At 66.6% G+C, this 17,213-nt stretch carries 12 protein-coding genes; 5 read left to right on the top strand and 7 right to left on the bottom strand.

Annotated features, from left to right (window positions below; genetic code table 11):
• Positions 1–33: 33 nt before the first annotated feature.
• The 5 genes from C556_RS0103255 to rtcR form a co-directional block, all read right to left on the bottom strand.
• Positions 34–3,894 carry a DUF3683 domain-containing protein gene (locus C556_RS0103255; protein ID WP_018746797.1) on the bottom strand — a complete coding sequence of 1,287 codons (3,861 nt, stop codon included), beginning with the start codon at positions 3,892–3,894 and terminating at the stop codon, positions 34–36.
• A gap of 180 nt (positions 3,895–4,074) precedes the next feature.
• Positions 4,075–5,661 carry a tetratricopeptide repeat-containing diguanylate cyclase gene (locus tag C556_RS0103250; protein WP_018746796.1) on the bottom strand — a complete coding sequence of 529 codons (1,587 nt, stop codon included), beginning with the start codon at positions 5,659–5,661 and terminating at the stop codon, positions 4,075–4,077.
• Between the two features lie 167 nt (positions 5,662–5,828).
• Entirely contained in the window at positions 5,829–6,833 is a 1,005-nt protein-coding gene (locus C556_RS0103245; RefSeq protein ID WP_018746795.1) for a tetratricopeptide repeat protein, read from the bottom strand.
• Positions 6,834–7,206: 373 nt separating this feature from the next.
• Complete coding sequence (locus tag C556_RS0103240) at positions 7,207–8,217, bottom strand: tetratricopeptide repeat protein (protein ID WP_018746794.1); 1,011 nt, start codon at positions 8,215–8,217, stop codon at positions 7,207–7,209.
• A gap of 377 nt (positions 8,218–8,594) precedes the next feature.
• Positions 8,595–10,181, bottom strand: coding sequence for an RNA repair transcriptional activator RtcR (rtcR, locus tag C556_RS0103235; RefSeq protein ID WP_018746793.1), 1,587 nt, complete (start codon positions 10,179–10,181; stop codon positions 8,595–8,597).
• A 641-nt stretch (positions 10,182–10,822) separates the two neighbouring features.
• On the opposite strand from rtcR, the gene C556_RS0103225 reads away from it, so the two are divergent.
• Genes C556_RS0103225 through rtcA form a run of 5 tightly spaced genes read left to right on the top strand, consistent with a single transcriptional unit; the run spans position 10,823 to position 15,529 of the window.
• Complete coding sequence (locus C556_RS0103225; protein WP_018746792.1) at positions 10,823–11,962, top strand: slipin family protein; 1,140 nt, start codon at positions 10,823–10,825, stop codon at positions 11,960–11,962.
• 45 nt (positions 11,963–12,007) lie between these two features.
• The gene (locus tag C556_RS0103220) at positions 12,008–12,364 is read left to right on the top strand and encodes a zinc-ribbon domain-containing protein (protein WP_018746791.1); all 357 of its coding nucleotides are present in this window, start codon (positions 12,008–12,010) and stop codon (positions 12,362–12,364) included.
• 23 nt (positions 12,365–12,387) lie between these two features.
• Complete coding sequence (locus tag C556_RS0103215; RefSeq protein ID WP_018746790.1) at positions 12,388–13,602, top strand: RtcB family protein; 1,215 nt, start codon at positions 12,388–12,390, stop codon at positions 13,600–13,602.
• 58 nt (positions 13,603–13,660) lie between these two features.
• A complete protein-coding gene (locus tag C556_RS0103210) occupies positions 13,661–14,455 on the top strand; it encodes a nucleotidyltransferase domain-containing protein (protein WP_018746789.1) in 795 nt (264 codons plus the stop codon).
• 30 nt (positions 14,456–14,485) lie between these two features.
• The gene (gene rtcA / locus C556_RS0103205; RefSeq protein WP_018746788.1) at positions 14,486–15,529 is read left to right on the top strand and encodes an RNA 3'-terminal phosphate cyclase; all 1,044 of its coding nucleotides are present in this window, start codon (positions 14,486–14,488) and stop codon (positions 15,527–15,529) included.
• Between the two features lie 83 nt (positions 15,530–15,612).
• Here rtcA and C556_RS19135 read toward each other — a convergent pair whose 3' ends face one another.
• Positions 15,613–16,581 (bottom strand): ornithine cyclodeaminase family protein, encoded by a 969-nt coding sequence (locus C556_RS19135; protein ID WP_018746787.1) that lies wholly within the window; start codon positions 16,579–16,581, stop codon positions 15,613–15,615.
• Complete coding sequence (locus C556_RS19130) at positions 16,581–17,207, bottom strand: hypothetical protein (RefSeq protein WP_018746786.1); 627 nt, start codon at positions 17,205–17,207, stop codon at positions 16,581–16,583. The genes C556_RS19135 and C556_RS19130 overlap by 1 nt, the downstream gene beginning before the upstream one ends.
• Between the last annotated feature and the right edge of the window lie 6 nt (positions 17,208–17,213).

The following is a 17,213-nucleotide window of genomic DNA, read 5'->3' as shown; positions in this document are numbered from 1 at the left end:
GCTTATTGGCGGGCCGCCCGCAAAGCCTCGCAACTACAGCAAAACGCGCTCGATGCCACCGTCGCGTGCCTGTTCCACGTAGCGTTGTTGCCAGTCCTCGCCGAGCACGTGCTTGGCGATCTCGATCACGATGTAGTCGGCCTCGGTGTGCGAGTCGTCGTTGTAGCGCGACAGGCCCTGCAGGCACGACGGGCACGAGGTCAGGATCTTCACCTGGGTCTGCTCGCCCGATTCGGCGCGCAGCTTGTCCGCACCCTGCTGCATCTCTTCCTGCTTGCGGAAGCGCACCTGGGTCGAGATGTCCGGACGGGCCACGGCGAAGGTGCCCGATTCGCCGCAGCAGCGGTCGTTCAGATCGACCTTGCTGCCCATCAGCGTGTTGGCGACATCGATGCCCTTGTACTGCTTCATCGGGGTGTGGCACGGCTCGTGGTACATGTAGCGCACGCCGTCCACGCCCTCCAGCTTCACGCCCTTCTCCATCAGGTACTCGTGGATGTCGATCAGGCGGCAGCCGGGGAAGATCTGCTCGAACTGGTACTTCATCAGCTGATCCATGCAGGTGCCGCACGATACCACCACGGTCTTGATGTCCAGGTAGTTGAGCGTGTTGGCCACCCGGTGAAACAGCACCCGGTTCTCGGTGGTGATCTTCTCGCCCTTGTCGGCGAAGCCGCTGGAAGTCTGCGGGTAGCCGCAGCACAGGTAGCCCGGCGGCAGCACCGTGGTGGCGCCGACGTGCCACAGCATGGCCTGGGTGGCCAGTCCCACCTGCGAGAACAGCCGCTCCGAGCCGCAGCCCGGGAAGTAGAACACGGCTTCCGATTCCTCCTGCAGGCGCTCCGGATCGCGGATCACCGGCACGATGGCGCTGTCCTCGATATCGAGCAGGCCGCGCGCGGTCTTGGCCGGCACCTTGGCGGGCAGCGGCTTGTTGATGAAGTGGATCACCTGGGCCTTGATCGGCGCCTTGCCCAGCGTGGCCGGCGGTTGTTTGGTGATGCCGCGGATCAGGCCGAAGCGCTTGGCCAGGGTATGGCCCAGGCGCTGGGCCTTGTAGCCTACCTGGATCATGCCTGCGCGCAGCAGCTTGATGGTGGCCGGGTCCTTGATCGTCAGGAATGCCATGCCCAGGGCGGTGCCGGGGTTGAACGGCTTCTTGCCTTCCTTGCGCAGGAAGTTGCGCATCGCCACCGATACGTCGCCGAAATCGATCTTCACCGGACAGGGATTCACGCAGCGGTGGCAGACCGTGCAGTGGTCGGCCACGTCTGCCAGTTCCTCGAAGTGACGGAACGAGATGCCGCGCCGGGTCTGTTCCTCGTAGAGGAAGGCTTCGGTCAACAGGCCGGTGGCCAGGATCTTGTTGCGCGGGCTGTACAGCAGGTTGGCGCGCGGTACGTGGGTGGTGCACACGGGCTTGCACTTGCCGCAGCGCAGGCAATCCTTGATCGAATCCGAGATCGCGCCGATGTCCGATTGTTCGAGGATCAGCGATTCGGCGCCCAGCAGGCTGAACGACGGGGTGTAGGCGTTGGTGAGATCCGAGCCGGGCAACAGCTTGCCCTTGTTGAAGCGGCCCTCGGGATCGACCTGGCGCTTGTAGGCTTCGAACGGCGCCAGTTCCTCGCGGGTGAGGAATTCGTACTTGGTGATGCCGATGCCGTGCTCGCCCGAGATCACGCCGTTCAGGCGGCGCGCCACCGCCATGATGCGCGCCACCGCGTGGTGGGCGCGTTGCAGCATGTCGTAGTCGTCCGAGTTCACCGGGATGTTGGTGTGGACGTTGCCGTCGCCTGCGTGCATGTGCAGCGCCACCCAGGTGCGGCCCTTGAGCACCTTCTGGTGCAGCGCCTGGATCGCGTCCAGCACCGGCTTGCTGTTGCGGTCGGCGAACAGCGGCTCCAGCTGGGCGTAGACCTCGCGCTTCCACGACACGCGCAGCATGAAGTCGCGCAGCGCGTGATAGACGCTCTGCGGCATGTTTTCGGTGCCGACAGTGGATTCCAGCGGGGCGTCCGGGTATTGCGCGGTATAGCTCTCGAAGGCGCCGTCCAGGTTCTCCAGCAGCCAGCTCCAGCGGTCGCGCACGTTGTAGACCAGCGCCAGCGCGGCTTCGCGGCGCTCGCCGATCAGGGCTTCGCGGCTGATCGGCGAATCGGCCAGATCGAGCGGCAACTGGCCGTGGGTGAAGAAGTCGGCCAGGCGGTCGAGCAGTTCGATCTTGTTGGCGATCGACAATTCGATGTTGATGCGCTCGATCTCGTCCGAGTATTCGCCCAGGCGCGGCAGCGGGATCACCACGTCTTCGTTGATCTTGAAGGCATTGGTGTGCTTGGCGATGGCCGCGGTGCGGGCGCGGTCCAGCCAGAATTTCTTGCGCGCCTCGGCCGAGACGGCGATGAAGCCTTCGCCGCTGCGGGCGTTGGCCAGCCGCACCACCTGGCTGGCGGCCTCGCCGACGGCGGCTTCGTCGTCCGACACCAGGTCGGCGATCAGCACCATCTTGGGCCGGCCCTTGGATTTGGCCTTGGTGGCGTAGCCGACCGCGCGCACGTAGCGCCAGTCCAGGTGCTCCAGGCCGGCGAGCTGCACGGCGGGATGGGCGTCGAGGTAATCCTTGATTTCGACGATCGACGGCACGGCGCGGCTGACTTCGCCGAAGAACTCCAGGCAGACGGTGCGGGTATGTTCCGCCATGCGGTGCAGGATGAAGCGGGCCGAGGTGATCAGGCCATCGGTGCCTTCCTTCTGCACGCCGGGCAGGCCGGCCAGGAATTTGTCGGTGACGTCCTTGCCCAGCCCTTCCTTGCGGAAGCGCGCGCCCGGCACCACCAGCGTTTCCTCGCCCAGGCGGGTCTTGCCGTCGGGCTTGTAGGTGGTGATGCGGAAGGTGGCGTGTTCGGCGTCGTGGATCTTGCCCAGGTTGTGATCCAGCCGCTCGATGAATTTCCAGTTGCCGTCCGGGTCGACCATCTTCCAGCTGACCAGGTTGTCGAGCGCGGTGCCCCACAGTACGGCCTTCTTGCCGCCGGCGTTCATCGCCACGTTGCCGCCGATGCACGAGGCGTCGGCTGAGGTGGGGTCGACCGCGAATACCAGGCCCGCGCTTTCGGCGGCTTCCATCACGCGGCGGGTGACCACGCCGGCGCCGCACTGGATGGTGGCGACCTGCTCGTCGCGCCCCGCGATGTGCATGAACTCGACGCCATTGTGGCGATCGAGCTTCTCGGTGTTGATCACCGCCGACATCGGCGTCAGCGGCACGGCGCCGCCGGTGTAGCCGGTGCCGCCGCCGCGTGGGATCACTGTCAGCCCCAGTTCGATACAGGCGGCCACCAGCGGCGCCATCTCGGCTTCGGTATCCGGCGACAGCACGACGAACGGGTATTCCACGCGCCAGTCGGTGGCGTCGGTGACGTGGCTGACGCGCGCCAGCCCGTCGAAGCAGATGTTGTCGCGCCGGGTGTGCGGCGCCATGCGCTTGATCACCTTGCGGCGCAGCGCGGCGGTATCGCGGAATTCGCGCTCGAAGCTGTCCACCGCCTCGCGGCCGCGCTTGACCAGCACGCCGACCTTTTCGTTGCCCTGGCGGCGCTTGTCGATCTCGCCCAGGCGATGGTGCAGCGCCTCGACCAGCAGCTTGAGCCGCTTGGCGTTGTCCAGCAGGTCGTCCTGCAGGTACGGGTTGCGCTTGACCGCCCAGATGTCGCCCAGTACCTCGAACAGCATGCGTGCGGAACGGCCGGTGACGCGTTCCTGGCGCAATTCGTCGAGCACGCGCCAGGCCTCGGACCCGAGCAACCGGACCACGATCTCACGGTCGGAGAACGAGGTGTAGTTGTAGGGAATCTCGCGCAGGCGCTCTTGGGCTTGGGGGATCGAATCGGCCATATCGTGGACGGGCTCTCGGTAAAAATCGTGCAGTGCGGAAACGCGATTTTATCGGAAAACCCCGAGGCTAAAGCCTCATTTTCGCTAGGGTTTTGAGCCAGGTCGCGTTGATCCGCCGGCGCGGGGTGGCGGTTGCGCGGGCGTCGAATGCCGCGCGACGACCCCGATGGCCGGGGTTGGCTAACAGGCGATGCGGTTGCGGCCGGCGCTTTTTGCGACGTAGAGCCGCTGGTCGGCGCTCTCGATCAGTTCGGTCAGCGTCAGTTCGTACTGGCGTTCGGCGACGCCGACGCTGAGGGTGACCGCCAGGTCGTCGGCCAGGTGCAGCCAATCCCATTCGGCCACCAGCCTGCGCAGACGCTCGGCGACGTCGGCGGCGTCGCGCACGGTTCGGCCGGGCAGCAGTACCAGGAATTCCTCGCCGCCGAAGCGCCCGACCACGTCGTCCTGGCGGCAGCCGGACTTGAGCAGCGCCGCCACCTGGCGCAGGACCTTGTCGCCGACCAGATGGCCGAATTCGTCGTTCACCTGCTTGAAGTGGTCGATGTCCAGCACCAGGGCGGCCAGCGGCGTGGCCTCTTCGCGGCAGCGGCCGAACACCGTGCTGCCCAGGCGTTCCAGGCCGCGCCGGTTGAGCACGCCGGTCAGGCTGTCCTGGCTGGCCATGCGCTCGGCCCGACGCAGTTCGCGCCGCTGGCTGGCGTGCTGCTTCTTGAGGCCGTCGTTTTCCAGCCGCGCTTTTTCGATCTCCAGGCGCATTTCCATCGCCTGCATCTTGTAGGGCGAGGTCTGGCGCATCACTTCCAGCTGGCGCTCGTGGTAGACCTTGAAGTGCTGCAACGCCAGCATGTATTCGCCCAGCATTTCCTGCGCGGTGGAGAAATGCAGTTCCACCTGCAGCATCAGGTGTTGCGCGCCGATCTGGTACGCCAGTTCGCGCGCCTCCTGCAAATGGCGGATCGCGCCCACCGGGTGGCCGCGCGCCAGCTCCACCCGGCCCAGCGCGACGCGGCTGTTGGCCTCGCCCCACAGCTTGCCGAAGCGCTGGCAGACGTCGATGGCGATATAGAGATGGCGTTCGGCCAGGTCGGGCTGGCCCTGCGCCAGTCGCACCAGGCCGATGGCGTGGTGGGCGTCGGCCTCGAACTCGCGGTTGCGGGTGTGCAGGGCGCGGTTCAGGCCGATTTCCAGCTCGTGCAGTGCTTCGTCCAGCCGCAGCAGTTGCAGCAGGTCCATGCCGATATTGATCGGCACCATGGCGTGCAGGTGCTCGGGCACTTCGGGCGTCAGGGCGTCGCGGGCCTTTTCGTGGTGGCGCAGCGCGGTGTCGAAATCCTGGTGGGCGAAGTAGATCTGGCCGATGCCGATCAGCGCCAGCACGTAGCTTTCCTGTGCGGCGTGGTCGCGCGATACGTCCAGGCATTGCGCCCAGTACTGCAAGGCGCGGTCGTAGTCGGCCAGGGTGTAGTAGGAGCGAGCGATTTCCTGGATGCACTCGGCCACCGGGATGCGCAGGCCGTAGGTTTCCGCCAGGTAGAGGCTGTGGCGCATCATCGCCACGGCTTCCAGATAGCCGCCTTGCAGGGTGATCGCCATGGCGACGTTGATCAGGCCCTGCACGAAGCCGTTGTTGTAAGACAACACCACCGAATGCCTGCATGCCAGTTCGGCGATGACGCGGCTCTCCTCGCTGCGCGAATGGAAGAGCACGCGCGCCTGGGCGTTGAGCGCATCGACGGCGTCGACGGTAGGGGCGGACTGATCCATTGAAGGTCGGCGGGGGTTGAAAGGTCTATCCGCCAAGATAGTCCTCGCCGAACCCTGCGGCAAGACAGCGCTTGCAGCTGGATGCCGGCAGGGCGGTATGTTTACATACATGCCGCCAGCATCGAGGGTTGGAGTGCGGAAAAACAGTCAGACTGCGGAAAGTTTTGCTACTCCAGCAGCTTCAACTCCAGCGTGGCGAAACGGGAGCACTGCGTCTGCTGCAACAACTTCTGCCGCAGCTGCTCGTACTGGGCCTGGTGCTGTGCGGCGCTGGCGGCATCGCCGCTACGCAGGTACAGCTCGGCGAACGATTGCTCCAGCTCGGCCAGCAGCGGCAGCGAGCCCATCGACTCGGCCAACAGGCGCGCCCGCTCGAACTGCTCGGCGGCCATTTCCAGCTCGTCGGTCTCCAGGCTGCACCGGCCCAGCCGCAGCAGCACCGACGCCTCGCCCCAGGTATTGATGTGCAGGCGGTTGATCTTCAGCGCCACCATCAGGCTCATGCGCGCGGCTTCGTACTCGCCGGCCTGCATGCGGATCTGGCCGAACATGCCGAAGATCTCCGCCTCGAACTGGTAGTTCTGGTCGGCGCGCACCAGCGGCAGCGTCTTCTTCAGGATGTCGACCGCTTCGGCGGAGCGGCCCAGTTGCACCAGGTCGGCCGCGATATTGATGAAGCTGGTGCAGGTCAGATAGACGTTGTCGCAGGCTTCGGCCAGCTCGGCGGCGCGCTGGTGATGCGCCAGCGCCAGCTCGAAGTGCTGATGCGCGTAACGCAGCTGGCCCAGACCGATGTGGGCCTGGATGCGTTCGGCGGTGCCGATGCCGCTGTCGTCCAGCTCGATGCACGCGCACCAGCAATCGGTGGCGCGATCGTAGTCGCCCAGCGTATAGGCGACCCGCGCCGCCAGTTGCAACGCTTCGCCCCGCGAGGTGCCGATGTCCTGCTGTTCACCCAGTACCAGTGCTTCGAGCAGCGTGTCCTGCGCCTCGTGCGAGCGGCCGAACATGAACAGGCCGTGGGCGAAGAGGGTCAGCGCCAGCGATTCGCCACGGGCGTCGTGCTCGGCCTGGGCGAGCTGGCGCGCCTGGGTGGCCAGGGCCATGGCTTCGGCGCTTTGATGGTGCACCAGCTTCCTGGCGCGTTGCAGCAGGGTGGGGAGGTCGGTCATCGTGATCGGGCAGCGGGCAGGCCTGAAGCGTACCACGCGCCTTGTCGGCCCCCAAGACGCGCGCCGGGAGGGCACGCTGGGCTGATGGGGGCGGCGGGGGCGATGGCTGGAACGGGCGAGATCATGGGGCTCCGCGGGGGCAACGCCTCACGGGCATCGTCGGTGCGATACCCGGTGAAAGCGGTTTCGGGTCGGGCCGCACAGGGCTGCCCGATCGATGCCGTGACGCCCCCCGTACGACGCTGGGAGTACGGCACGGTTCAGTGCGGCCAAAACCCTTCTGGCTGCGTTGGGCTCACTTGCCATACGCCTTGTACTGTCTGCGTTTCGCACGTGTTGCCAGAACCGCCACGCTTGGTCTTGTTCGCCGCACTCAGTGCGCGAGGCGTTGTTCCAGGGCCTGAAGCTTGTTGTATGAACTGGTACTGACGATGCGCTTGTAGGCTTCCTGGTACAACCGGTGATGGTGTTCTGCCGCGGGCTGGTCGCCCAGCTCGCGGTAAATCTGTGCCAGCAGGTGGTGGGCCTTGAAGGTCTTGTGGCCGGTGCCGGTCTCGTTGGAACGATCGAGCGCGTGATGGATCGCCTGGAGCGCCGCATCGACGCGGCCTTCGGCCAGCAGGATGCGCGACTTGAGCATCAGCTCCGAGGTTTCGCCCCAATGCCAGACACGGCGCAACTGCTCGGCCTGCGCCACGAAGTGCCAGGCGGTGGCAGTATCGCCCAGGCCCAGCGCCACTTCGGCGCGGTAGACCAGGATCTCGCCCTGGTATTCCTTGTGTCCGTCCTCCAGCGCCAGCGGCCAGGCCCGATCCAGTGTCTCGCCCGCGTCGGCCCAGCGGTGCAGCGCGATCTGGTCCGCGGCCAGATTGATCAGCACCCGAGCCCGCAACTCCAGCGTCATGTGGTCGCGGGTGAGCGCCTGTGCGTTCAGGTGCTGACTCAGTGCGGCCATGAACTGCTCGTGGGCGAAATACACCTGCCCCAGCCCGATGTAGGCGTAGATGCGCGTTTCGGTGGAGAAGTCGGCGTCGGCCTCCAGGCAATCCGCCCAGTAGTCGATCGCCTCGTCGAAATTGCCCTGGGTGTAGTAGGCGCCGGCCAGCTCCTGCAACAGTTCGCCGCGCAGCGCGCGCAGGTCTTCGGTCTCGGCGATGGTCAGCGCTTTCAGGTGGGCCATCTGCCCTTCGGGGATCTGGCCGAAGGCGAACAGCATGTTGCCATAGCGTTGCCACGCGGTGGCCGCCAGCAATGGATCCGGACAGGAAGGGGCTAGGCGGCTTGCCTGCTCGGCCAACTTGAGCGAAGCGTGCGGTTCGGCGTAGGTGAGCCGGACACTCTCGTTGATCAGGTGCGCGATATCGGCGATAACGGCCGGTTGCATGGCGGGAGTCGTTTTGCAGGGGGTGATTCGAGACTACCGCGATTCACCAGGCCCTTCAAGGCAGGGATGACGGGGGGCTGACGTCGGTCGTTCGACCGTGCAAATTTTTGCATTGGCAACGTTACGCGACCCCTCCAATCACCGTGTTCTCGAGGTCACGCTTCTGCATCGCGGAGCTTGCGGCGGTGATGGGTAGCGGTTGTCATGGCCCGCCTATTGTCGGGGCCGCAGCCGTCTTGGCGATAATCAATGGTGCGCACAATGGCTTGGGCCACCTTACACCGACATGCTTGGCGTGGTCGGCGAAGGGCGTCGCCACGGCGGAGACCCCCGGCGTGGTGCTGTGGCGGCGGCGCCACGCTGCCCGACTGCTGGCACTAGGACGAATGCAGCTGCTGCCAGCTCAGGTCGTAGCGCGCCAGGTACTTGCGCAGCCGATCCGCGTCGTTGGGTCTGGCCTTGTCCTGGCGCGAGACGCCGAACAGCCGCCGCCCGGCGTCGGATAGCGATGCGGCCTGTCGGCACACGGCGGCCACGCTTTCCAGTTGCAACTGGTCGAACAGGTCCAGCTGCTCGAAGCGCTCGCCCATCAGGGCGCGCAACGGCGAATCGCGCTGGGTGCGCCAGCCCTGGCGCAGACGCGCCAGTTCCTCGTCGACCACCGCCTCGGTGATGCGCCCGGCCTCCGCCAGCGTCGCCATCCGCGTCACCGAGGCCGACAGTTCGCGGAAGTTGCCGCTCCATGCCGCGTCGGGCGACATGGCGAATTTCAGGTAGGCGTGACGCGCCTCGGCGTTGAAACGCACCTGTTCGCCGTATTCGCGGGCATAACGCGCCAGTTCGAACTCCAGGTTGGGTTCGAGATCCTCGGCGCGCTCGGCCAGCCCCGGCAGGGTGTAGGTCCACAGGTTGATCCGCGCGTACAGGTCCTCGCGGAAGCGCCCGCTGGCCACCCATTGCCCCAGATCGCGCATGGTGCCCGCGATCAACTGGAAATCGCTGTCCGCCTCGCGGTCGCTGCCGAAGGGAAAGAAGCGCTTCTCCTCGATGGCCTTGAGCAGCATCGCCTGCTCGTCCAGCCCCAGTTCGCCGATCTCGTCCAGGAACAGCAGCCCGCCGTCGGCGCTGCGCAGCAGGCCCGCGCGCTCGGCCTGCGCACCGGTGAAGGCGCCGCGCACATGGCCGAACAGCGCCGACATCGCGTTGTCGCCGCGCAGCGTCGCGCAGTTGACCTCGACAAAGCGCCCGTTCAACTGGTGGCGTGCCTTCTTCAGTTCGTAGATGCGCCGCGCCAGGAACGACTTGCCGGCACCGGTGGGGCCGCACAGCAGCATCGGCGCCTTCGAGCGCACCGCCACCCGCTCGATCTGCTCGATCATCCGGTTGAAGCGCGCATTGCGCGTGGCGATGCCCGATTTGAGGAACGACACCGTTTCCGCCTGCTCGCGGGCGAAGCGGGTGGCGATCTTGTCGTAGCGCGAGAGATCGAGATCGATCAGCGCGTAGCTGCCGGCCACGCCCTCCTCGCGGCGCTGTACCGGCGGCGAAGTCTGCACCAGCCGCGCCGGCAGGTAGCGCGCCTCCGCCAGCAGGAACCAGCAGATCTGCGCCACGTGGGTGCCGGTGGTGATGTGGATCAGGTAGTCCTCGTGGTCGGCGTCGAAGGCATAGCCGCGCGCGAAATCGTGCAGCGCGCCATAGACCTCCTCGAAATCCCAGGGGTTGCGCAGGTTGATCTCCACGCTGCGCACCTCGGTGCCGGGCGAGACGGCGGCGATGTCCTGGCGCAGGCGTTCGAACAGGCCCCGGCTGCGGCTGTCGTGCAGCAGCTCCAGCCGATCCACCAGCAGATCGTCCTGCTGACACAGCCCCACGCTCGGCCGCCACTTGTCCCAGCGCTGCCCGCCCTTGCCGGCGTAATCGAGCACTGTCCCGACAAAGCCGATGACCACGGTCTTCTTCATTGGTTATCTGAAAAGATAAAAAACGATCTGATGATATATGAATTTTCGGGGGTGCCATATGGCCGGGCTGCGACGGTTGAATTTAAAACCAATTAAAAACAAAGAGTTGGTGGATTTTTGCTTATCGCCAAGCACCTGGCACGGCTTTCGCTAACCCTATCGGTGACTGCCGCAACGGTGTGCGCCCTGGGGTAAGCGGTTCAGATACCGCACCGGCACGCAGGCATCGTGGGTCGATCCCGCGTGTACCGCCGCAACGAAGCACAGTCAGCGCGACGACTGGTGTCCCGTCTGGGTTCGATTCCCGACGTCGCTCCCTCGGAAGCTCATGGGTAGAGCAACGGCCAAAAGCCGTGTGTAGCGGGTTCGACTCCCGCCCGAAACACCTTCCCGGTGTTGTGCAAACGAAGTACCCGGCGCGGTGGCAACACTGCCGCGGGTCTGGCCCGGCTGGCGTATCGCCACCCGGCAGCCCATCGCAAGGCGCTCTGCGCTGAGCGCGGCACTGGTGGCAACGGTGTCCGCGTGACAGCCCGGCGCAATGCGAGTGGCCCCCGGCTGGTCATGCGACGGCCCGGCCAGACCCGCGCCCGCCGGCTTTTGCGCCGCCAACGGCGCTACTGAAAAAAGGAAAAGAAAAAATGATGCTGCAACGATTCCTGGTTCGTAAGAACGAACGCGCGCTGCTGCTGCGCGATGGCGACTTTGTCGCCGTGTTGAACCCCGGCACCTATCTGCGCGCCGGGCTGCGCCCACGCTTCAGCGCCTGCACCTATCCGCTGACCGAAGCGCTGTTCGAACACCCGCTGGCCGAATACCTGCGCCAGTACGAACCGGCCGTGGTGGCCGAGCACTTCGACGTGTTCGATCTGGGCGACAACGAAGCCGGCCTGCGCTTCGAGAACGACACCCTGGTCGAGATCGTGCCGCCCGGTTCGCGTCGGATGTACTGGAAGGCTGCGATGCCGCAACGCTTCGAGCGCATCGATCTGACGCAGGATTGGACGGTGCCGGCCGATCTGCTGGCGCGGATCGCGCAACCGGCGTTGCGCGGCAAGGCCATCGTCGGCCTGGGCGCGGTGCTGAACGTATTGGTGCCGGATGGGCAGGTGGGCGTGCTGCGGGTGAACGGTCAGCGCGTGACGCTGTTGCAGCCGGGGCGCTATGCGTACTGGCGCTTCAACCGCGACGTGGCGGTCGATCTGGTGGATACCCGGTTACAGGCGATGGAAATCACCGGCCAGGAAATCCTCACCCGTGACAAGGTCAGCCTGCGGATCAACCTGGCGGCCAACTGGTTGTTCGACGACGTGGAACTGGCGTTCTCGCGCCTGCCCAAGCCGCTGGAACACGTTTACCGCGAGTTGCAGTTCGGACTGCGCGCCGCCGTGGGCACCCGCACGCTCGATGAACTGCTGGAAAACAAACAGGTGATCGACGACGTGGTGGGACAGCACGTCGCTACCCGACTGGCCGGTTTCGGCGTGCGGGTGGCCAGCCTGGGGGTGAAGGACATCGTTCTGCCCGGCGAAATGAAGGCGCTGCTGGCGCAAGTGGTCGAGGCCGAAAAGGCGGCGCAGGCCAACGTGATCCGCCGCCGCGAGGAAACCGGCGCCACCCGTTCGCTGCTGAACACCGCCAAGGTGATGGAAGACAACCCCACCGCGCTGCGGCTCAAGGAGTTGGAAACGCTGGAGCGCCTGGCCGAACGCATCGATCGGATCTCCGTGTTCGGTGGTCTGGACCAGTTGTTGAACGGACTGGTGAAACTGAAGGTATAGCGACGCCCGGCGGAACGGTTTCCGTCGGGCGCTGAGGAAAACATGATGCAAAGCGGAAAACAAAAACGCGCCGCCATCATGGCGCAGCGCAAACTCAAGCGGGATCAGGCGGCCGCGGCACGCATCCCGCCGCCCCAGCCCCGCCCCAAGGGCGCGGTCACGGTCGATGCGGCGCAACTGGCGCCGTACAACAGCTACGGCTGGCCGGATTTCGTGATACGCGGCTACTACGTGGACCTGGCGTTCACCTGTCGCGATTGCGGCGCCCACCAGGTCTGGACGGCCGAACAACAGCAATGGTGGTACGAGACCGCCAAGGGTTACGTGTATTCCAGCGCCGTACGCTGCCTGGGCTGCCGGCAGCAACGCCGCCGCGCCCTGGCCGGATTGGCCAAGCAATAGAAAGCAATAGAGAGAACAGGAACATGAACAAGTACGACACCCTCGCCGTCCCCGACGGCGCTCCGATCAAGATGTGGACCCAAGGCGTGCCGGTGGAGGACGAAGCGCGCGCGCAACTGATGAACACCGCGCGCATGCCCTTCATCTACAAGCACCTGGCCGTGATGCCGGACGTGCACCTGGGCAAGGGTTCGACCATCGGCAGCGTGATCCCCACGCTGGGCGCCATCATCCCGGCCGCGGTCGGCGTGGATATCGGCTGCGGCATGATGGCCGCGCGCACCACGCTGACCGCGGCGGATCTGCCGGACAACCTGGCCGGGTTGCGGAGCGCCATCGAGGCCGCGGTGCCCCACGGCCGTACGCCGGGAAGGCGCGACAAGGGGTCGTGGGAGACCCCGCCCGCCACCGTGGACGCCATGTGGGGCGAACTGGCCGCCGGTTTCAAGGCCATCACCGACAAGTATCCCAAGCTGAAGAACACCAACAACCACAAGCACTTGGGCACGTTGGGAACCGGCAACCACTTCATCGAAGTGTGCCTGGACGAGGAAAACCGCGTCTGGTTCATGCTGCACTCGGGGTCGCGCGGCGTGGGCAACGCCATCGGCAACCTGTTCATCGAACTGGCCCAGGCCGATATGCGCCAGCACATCGCCAACCTGCCGCATCGCGACCTGGCGTACTTCACCGAAGGCAGCCGGCACTTCGACGACTACGTCGAGGCCGTGGGCTGGGCGCAGGACTTCGCGCGCCGCAACCGCGCGGTGATGATGCAGAACGTGATCGCCGCCGCCCGCCGCGTGATCGCCAAGCCGTTCGCGGCCGACGTGGAGGCGGTGAACTGCCACCACAACTACGTGCAGAAGGAAACGCACTTCGGCCGCGACGTGCTGGTCACGCGCAAGGGCGCGGTATCGGCGCAGAAGGGCCAGTTGGGCATCATCCCCGGCTCGATGGGCGCCAAGAGCTTCATCGTGCGCGGCCTGGGCAACGAGGAAGCGTTCTGTTCGTGCAGCCACGGCGCCGGCCGTACCATGAGCCGGACCCAGGCCAAGAAGCGCTTCACCGTGGACGACCAGATCCAGGCCACCGCGCACGTGGAATGCCGCAAGGACGCCGATGTGATCGACGAGATCCCGATGGCGTACAAGGACATCGACGCGGTGATGCAGGCCCAGTCGGAACTGGTGGAGATCGTGCATACGCTGCGTCAGGTGGTGTGCGTGAAGGGGTAGGCCCGACCGCCTGCGCGGTCGGGGCCTTCCACAAGACAAAAAGAAGGAAGTCAGAACCATGACCATACTGAGCGCCCATCCCATCGACCCCGTCGTGCGCGAGCGGGTGATGGATGAACTGGCCGCGATCGAAGCGCGGCACGATGTGCGGGTGCTGTTTGCCTGCGAGTCGGGCAGTCGCGGCTGGGGTTTCGCCTCGCCGGACAGCGACTACGACGTGCGTTTCGTCTACGTGCACCGGCTGGATTGGTATCTGCGCGTGGAACCGCAGCGCGACGTGATCGAGCTGCCGATCAGCGACGAACTGGACATCGCTGGCTGGGAGCTGCGCAAGGCGCTGCAATTGCTGCGCCGTTCCAACCCCACCTTGCTGGAATGGCTGGATTCGCCGGTGGTGTACCGGGCCGACGACGAGGCGGCGGCCGCGTTGCGCGCGTTGGCGCTGGCGTTCTTTTCCGAGCGCAAGGGGCGCTGGCATTACCTGATGATGGCGCGCAAGAACTTTCGCGGGTACCTGCAAGGCGACACGGTGCGCCTGAAGAAGTACCTGTACGTGCTGCGGCCGTTGCTGGCCGCGCGCTGGATCGACGCCGGGCGCGGACGGCCGCCGATGCGGTTCGCCGAACTGGCCGAGACGATGGTCACCGACGACGCGCTGCGCGCGGAGATCAATCGCCTGCTGGCGATCAAGATGGCGGCGGGCGAAGCGGAGCATGGCCCGCGTTTTCCGCTGATCCACGCGTTCATCGAGCGCGAACTGGCGACCGAACAGGCGCCGCAGGATTTCAACAAGCCCGAGGGCGACGACGCGGCGCTGGACCGCCTGCTGTACCGCATGGCGATCAGTCACTGAGCGAGCCGGGGCAACGACGACATAGCAAAGATGAAAACGACACAACAACAAGACTGGCTGGCGCTGGACGGCGCCGAAGGCGAGGGGGGCGGCCAGGTGTTGCGCAGCGCGCTGACGCTGTCGGCGATCAGCGGCCGGCCGTTCCGCATCGAGCGTATCCGCGCCGGTCGCGCCAAGCCGGGCCTGCTGCGCCAGCACCTGACGGCGGTGCAGGCCGCCGCCGCGATCTGCGGCGCGACGGTGCAGGGCGCCGAGCTGGGTTCCACCCGCCTGAGCTTCGTGCCGGGCATGATCCGGGGCGGCGACTATCGCTTTGCCATCGGCAGTGCCGGCAGTTGCACGCTGGTATTGCAGACGGTGCTGCCGGCGCTGTGGTTCGCCGATGCGCCGAGTACGGTGACGGTCAGCGGCGGCACCCACAACCAGGCGGCGCCGCCAGCCGATTTCCTGATCCGCGCCTGGTGGCCGCTGGTGGCCACGCTGGGCGTGCAGCAACAGCTCGTGCTGCTGCGCCACGGCTTCTATCCGGCGGGCGGTGGCGAGGTGCGGGCCTCCGTCACGCCGTGCGCGGCATTGCAGCCGCTCGATCTGACCGAACGCGGCGCGCTGCGCCAGGTGCGGGCCGAGGCGCTGGTGGCGCGGGTGCCGGCGCATGTCGCCCAGCGCGAACTGGCGCGCGTGACACAACACCTGGGTGAGGTGGCCGGCGAAGCGCGCGTGCTGCCGCCGGACGAAGGCCCCGGCAACGTGCTGTTGATCGAGGTGGTGCACGAGCAGGTGAGCGAAGTGTTCACCGCGTTCGGCGAACGCGGCGTCAGCGCCGAGGCGGTGGCCGACCGTGCCGCGCGCGAAGCCCGGCAGTACCTCGCCGGCCGTGCGGCCGTCGGCGAGCACCTGGCGGATCAACTGCTGTTGCCGTTGGCGCTGGCCGGTGGCGGCCGCTTTACCGCGACCTGCGCCTCGTCGCATCTGCGGACCAACGCGATGGTGATCGAGCGCTTCCTGCCGGTGCGGGTCGAGGTGGCGGACGAGGATGGCGCGGCGCGAGTGACGGTGCATCCGCGCGTGGATTGATCCCGATGGGTGCAAAACGGACAGGGGCCTGGCATTGCCAGGCCCCTGTCCGTTTTGAAGCGCCGAGCCCCTGGCGAAGGCGCTCAGGCCGGCATCAGCGGCAGGCACGCCGCCTGGCAGAGTCGTTCGATGCTGCGTGCCGCCACCAGGTCCTGCGCGGCGAAGCCGACCGATTTGAACACCGTACGCCCCGGCGCCGGGCGCGCGGTGTCGGCGCACAAGTCGAAGGCGTCGCGCAGGGCGGTGGCCGCGGCGTCGCCGTACTGCGCCAGGTAGCGCTGGATTTCGCTCGATTCCTCCAGGCAGGCCGCGCGGCAGTCGAGGTAGACGGTCGCGTCGCGGAACACCGACGGGTCCAGCTCCTCGGCGCCGGGGCGCGAGGCGCCGATGGCGTTGACGTGCGCATGCGGCGCCAGCATGTCGCCGGACAGGATGGGGCTTCTGGCGCCGCTGACGGTGCAGACGATGTCGGCGTCGGCCACGGCGGTGGCGACCGCCGCGCAACCTTCGACCACGCAGCCGGCGGGCACGTTGCGTCGAGCCCAGGCCAGCAGGCGCTCGCGGCTTTCGGCGCTGCGCGACCATACCCGCACCCGGCGCAAGGGGCGGATCGCCAGCATGGCCGCCAGGTGCGCGCGCGCCTGGTCGCCGGCGCCGAGCAGCGCCAGTGTCGTTGCCCCGGGCGCCGCCAGCCGGTCGGTGGCGAAGGCGGACATGGCGGCGGTGCGCAATTCGGTGATGGTGCTGGCGTCGAACGCCGCCTGGGCCATGCCGCTGTCGGGGTCGAAGATCGTGACCACGCCGTTATGCGACGGCAGGCCGTCGATCCTGGCCTTGGTGACGACGATGTTCTTCACCCCGAAGCCGCGATGCGCGCCGGCGGCGATGTAGCCCGGCATCTGGCCGATGAAGCCGGTGGGGGATTCGTACACCTGGCGCGGGTAGAACACGAAGTGGCCGTCGCCCAACAGCTCGAACGCCTGGCGCGCGGCCCGCAGCGCCTGTTGCGGCGTGAACACGCGGCGGATCTCCGCGTCGCTGTAGAAGCGCATTACAGCGCCACCGCCAGGTGTTGCGCGTCGTTGGCGCGCAGGCCGAGGCGCGGGCCGGTGCCACGGGTGAACACCGACCACAGCATGCGGATCGGCCGGGTGGCGGAGATGAAGTTCAGCCCGTAGGCATCGGCCGCCTTGGCGGTGGTCAGCGCGGCATGCACTTCGTCGTTGACCACGGCCAGCGCCGAGGCGCTAGTCGACAGCCGGTTGACGATCTCCTTGATGCCGAAGCCCTCCGGCAGCAGCTGGTAGATCAGCGGCGTCGGGGCCGGGTGGGTGGCGATCACCAGGTCGCTGGGCAGGGCGGCTTCCTTCTTGCTGGCGATGCCGTACAAGGGGGTGTCGAAGACGAAGGCCGCCGCCAGGTTGAGCCGGTTGTCCATGTAGAAATCGTTGACGTGGGCGTAGGCGTTGGCCACCAGCAGCAGGCCGTCGCTGGCGGCCAGCAACTGGTCGCGGGCGCCTTCGTAGGATTCGCTCAGCCAGACCGAGCCTTCGTCGCACAGCGAGTATTGCTGCATGTGGCCGATCAGGTGTCTGGCGGCGGCTTCGCTGCTGGTGCCCTGCGGCCCCAGCGTGAAGACATTGGCCGACCCGACATGGGCCAGATTTATGTTCTGCATAGGACA

This window comes from Chitiniphilus shinanonensis DSM 23277 (genome assembly GCF_000374805.1).
Taxonomy (GTDB): Bacteria; Pseudomonadota; Gammaproteobacteria; order Burkholderiales; family Chitinibacteraceae; genus Chitiniphilus; species Chitiniphilus shinanonensis.
This window is presented reverse-complemented; position numbering and strand designations above follow the sequence as displayed.

What these genes read in the sequence shown, in the direction of transcription:
- rtcR (WP_018746793.1), bottom strand. Translation starts at nt 10,181, where the DNA reads ATGAAGAAGACCGTGGTCATCGGCTTTGTCGGGACAGTGCTCGATTAC.
- C556_RS19135 (WP_018746787.1), bottom strand. Translation starts at nt 16,581, where the DNA reads ATGCGCTTCTACAGCGACGCGGAGATCCGCCGCGTGTTCACGCCGCAA.
- C556_RS0103220 (WP_018746791.1), top strand. Translation starts at nt 12,008, where the DNA reads ATGCAAAGCGGAAAACAAAAACGCGCCGCCATCATGGCGCAGCGCAAA.
- C556_RS0103215 (WP_018746790.1), top strand. Translation starts at nt 12,388, where the DNA reads ATGAACAAGTACGACACCCTCGCCGTCCCCGACGGCGCTCCGATCAAG.
- C556_RS0103225 (WP_018746792.1), top strand. Translation starts at nt 10,823, where the DNA reads ATGATGCTGCAACGATTCCTGGTTCGTAAGAACGAACGCGCGCTGCTG.
- C556_RS0103245 (WP_018746795.1), bottom strand. Translation starts at nt 6,833, where the DNA reads ATGACCGACCTCCCCACCCTGCTGCAACGCGCCAGGAAGCTGGTGCAC.
- C556_RS0103255 (WP_018746797.1), bottom strand. Translation starts at nt 3,894, where the DNA reads ATGGCCGATTCGATCCCCCAAGCCCAAGAGCGCCTGCGCGAGATTCCC.
- C556_RS19130 (WP_018746786.1), bottom strand. Translation starts at nt 17,207, where the DNA reads ATGCAGAACATAAATCTGGCCCATGTCGGGTCGGCCAATGTCTTCACG.
- C556_RS0103210 (WP_018746789.1), top strand. Translation starts at nt 13,661, where the DNA reads ATGACCATACTGAGCGCCCATCCCATCGACCCCGTCGTGCGCGAGCGG.
- C556_RS0103250 (WP_018746796.1), bottom strand. Translation starts at nt 5,661, where the DNA reads ATGGATCAGTCCGCCCCTACCGTCGACGCCGTCGATGCGCTCAACGCC.
- rtcA (WP_018746788.1), top strand. Translation starts at nt 14,486, where the DNA reads ATGAAAACGACACAACAACAAGACTGGCTGGCGCTGGACGGCGCCGAA.
- C556_RS0103240 (WP_018746794.1), bottom strand. Translation starts at nt 8,217, where the DNA reads ATGCAACCGGCCGTTATCGCCGATATCGCGCACCTGATCAACGAGAGT.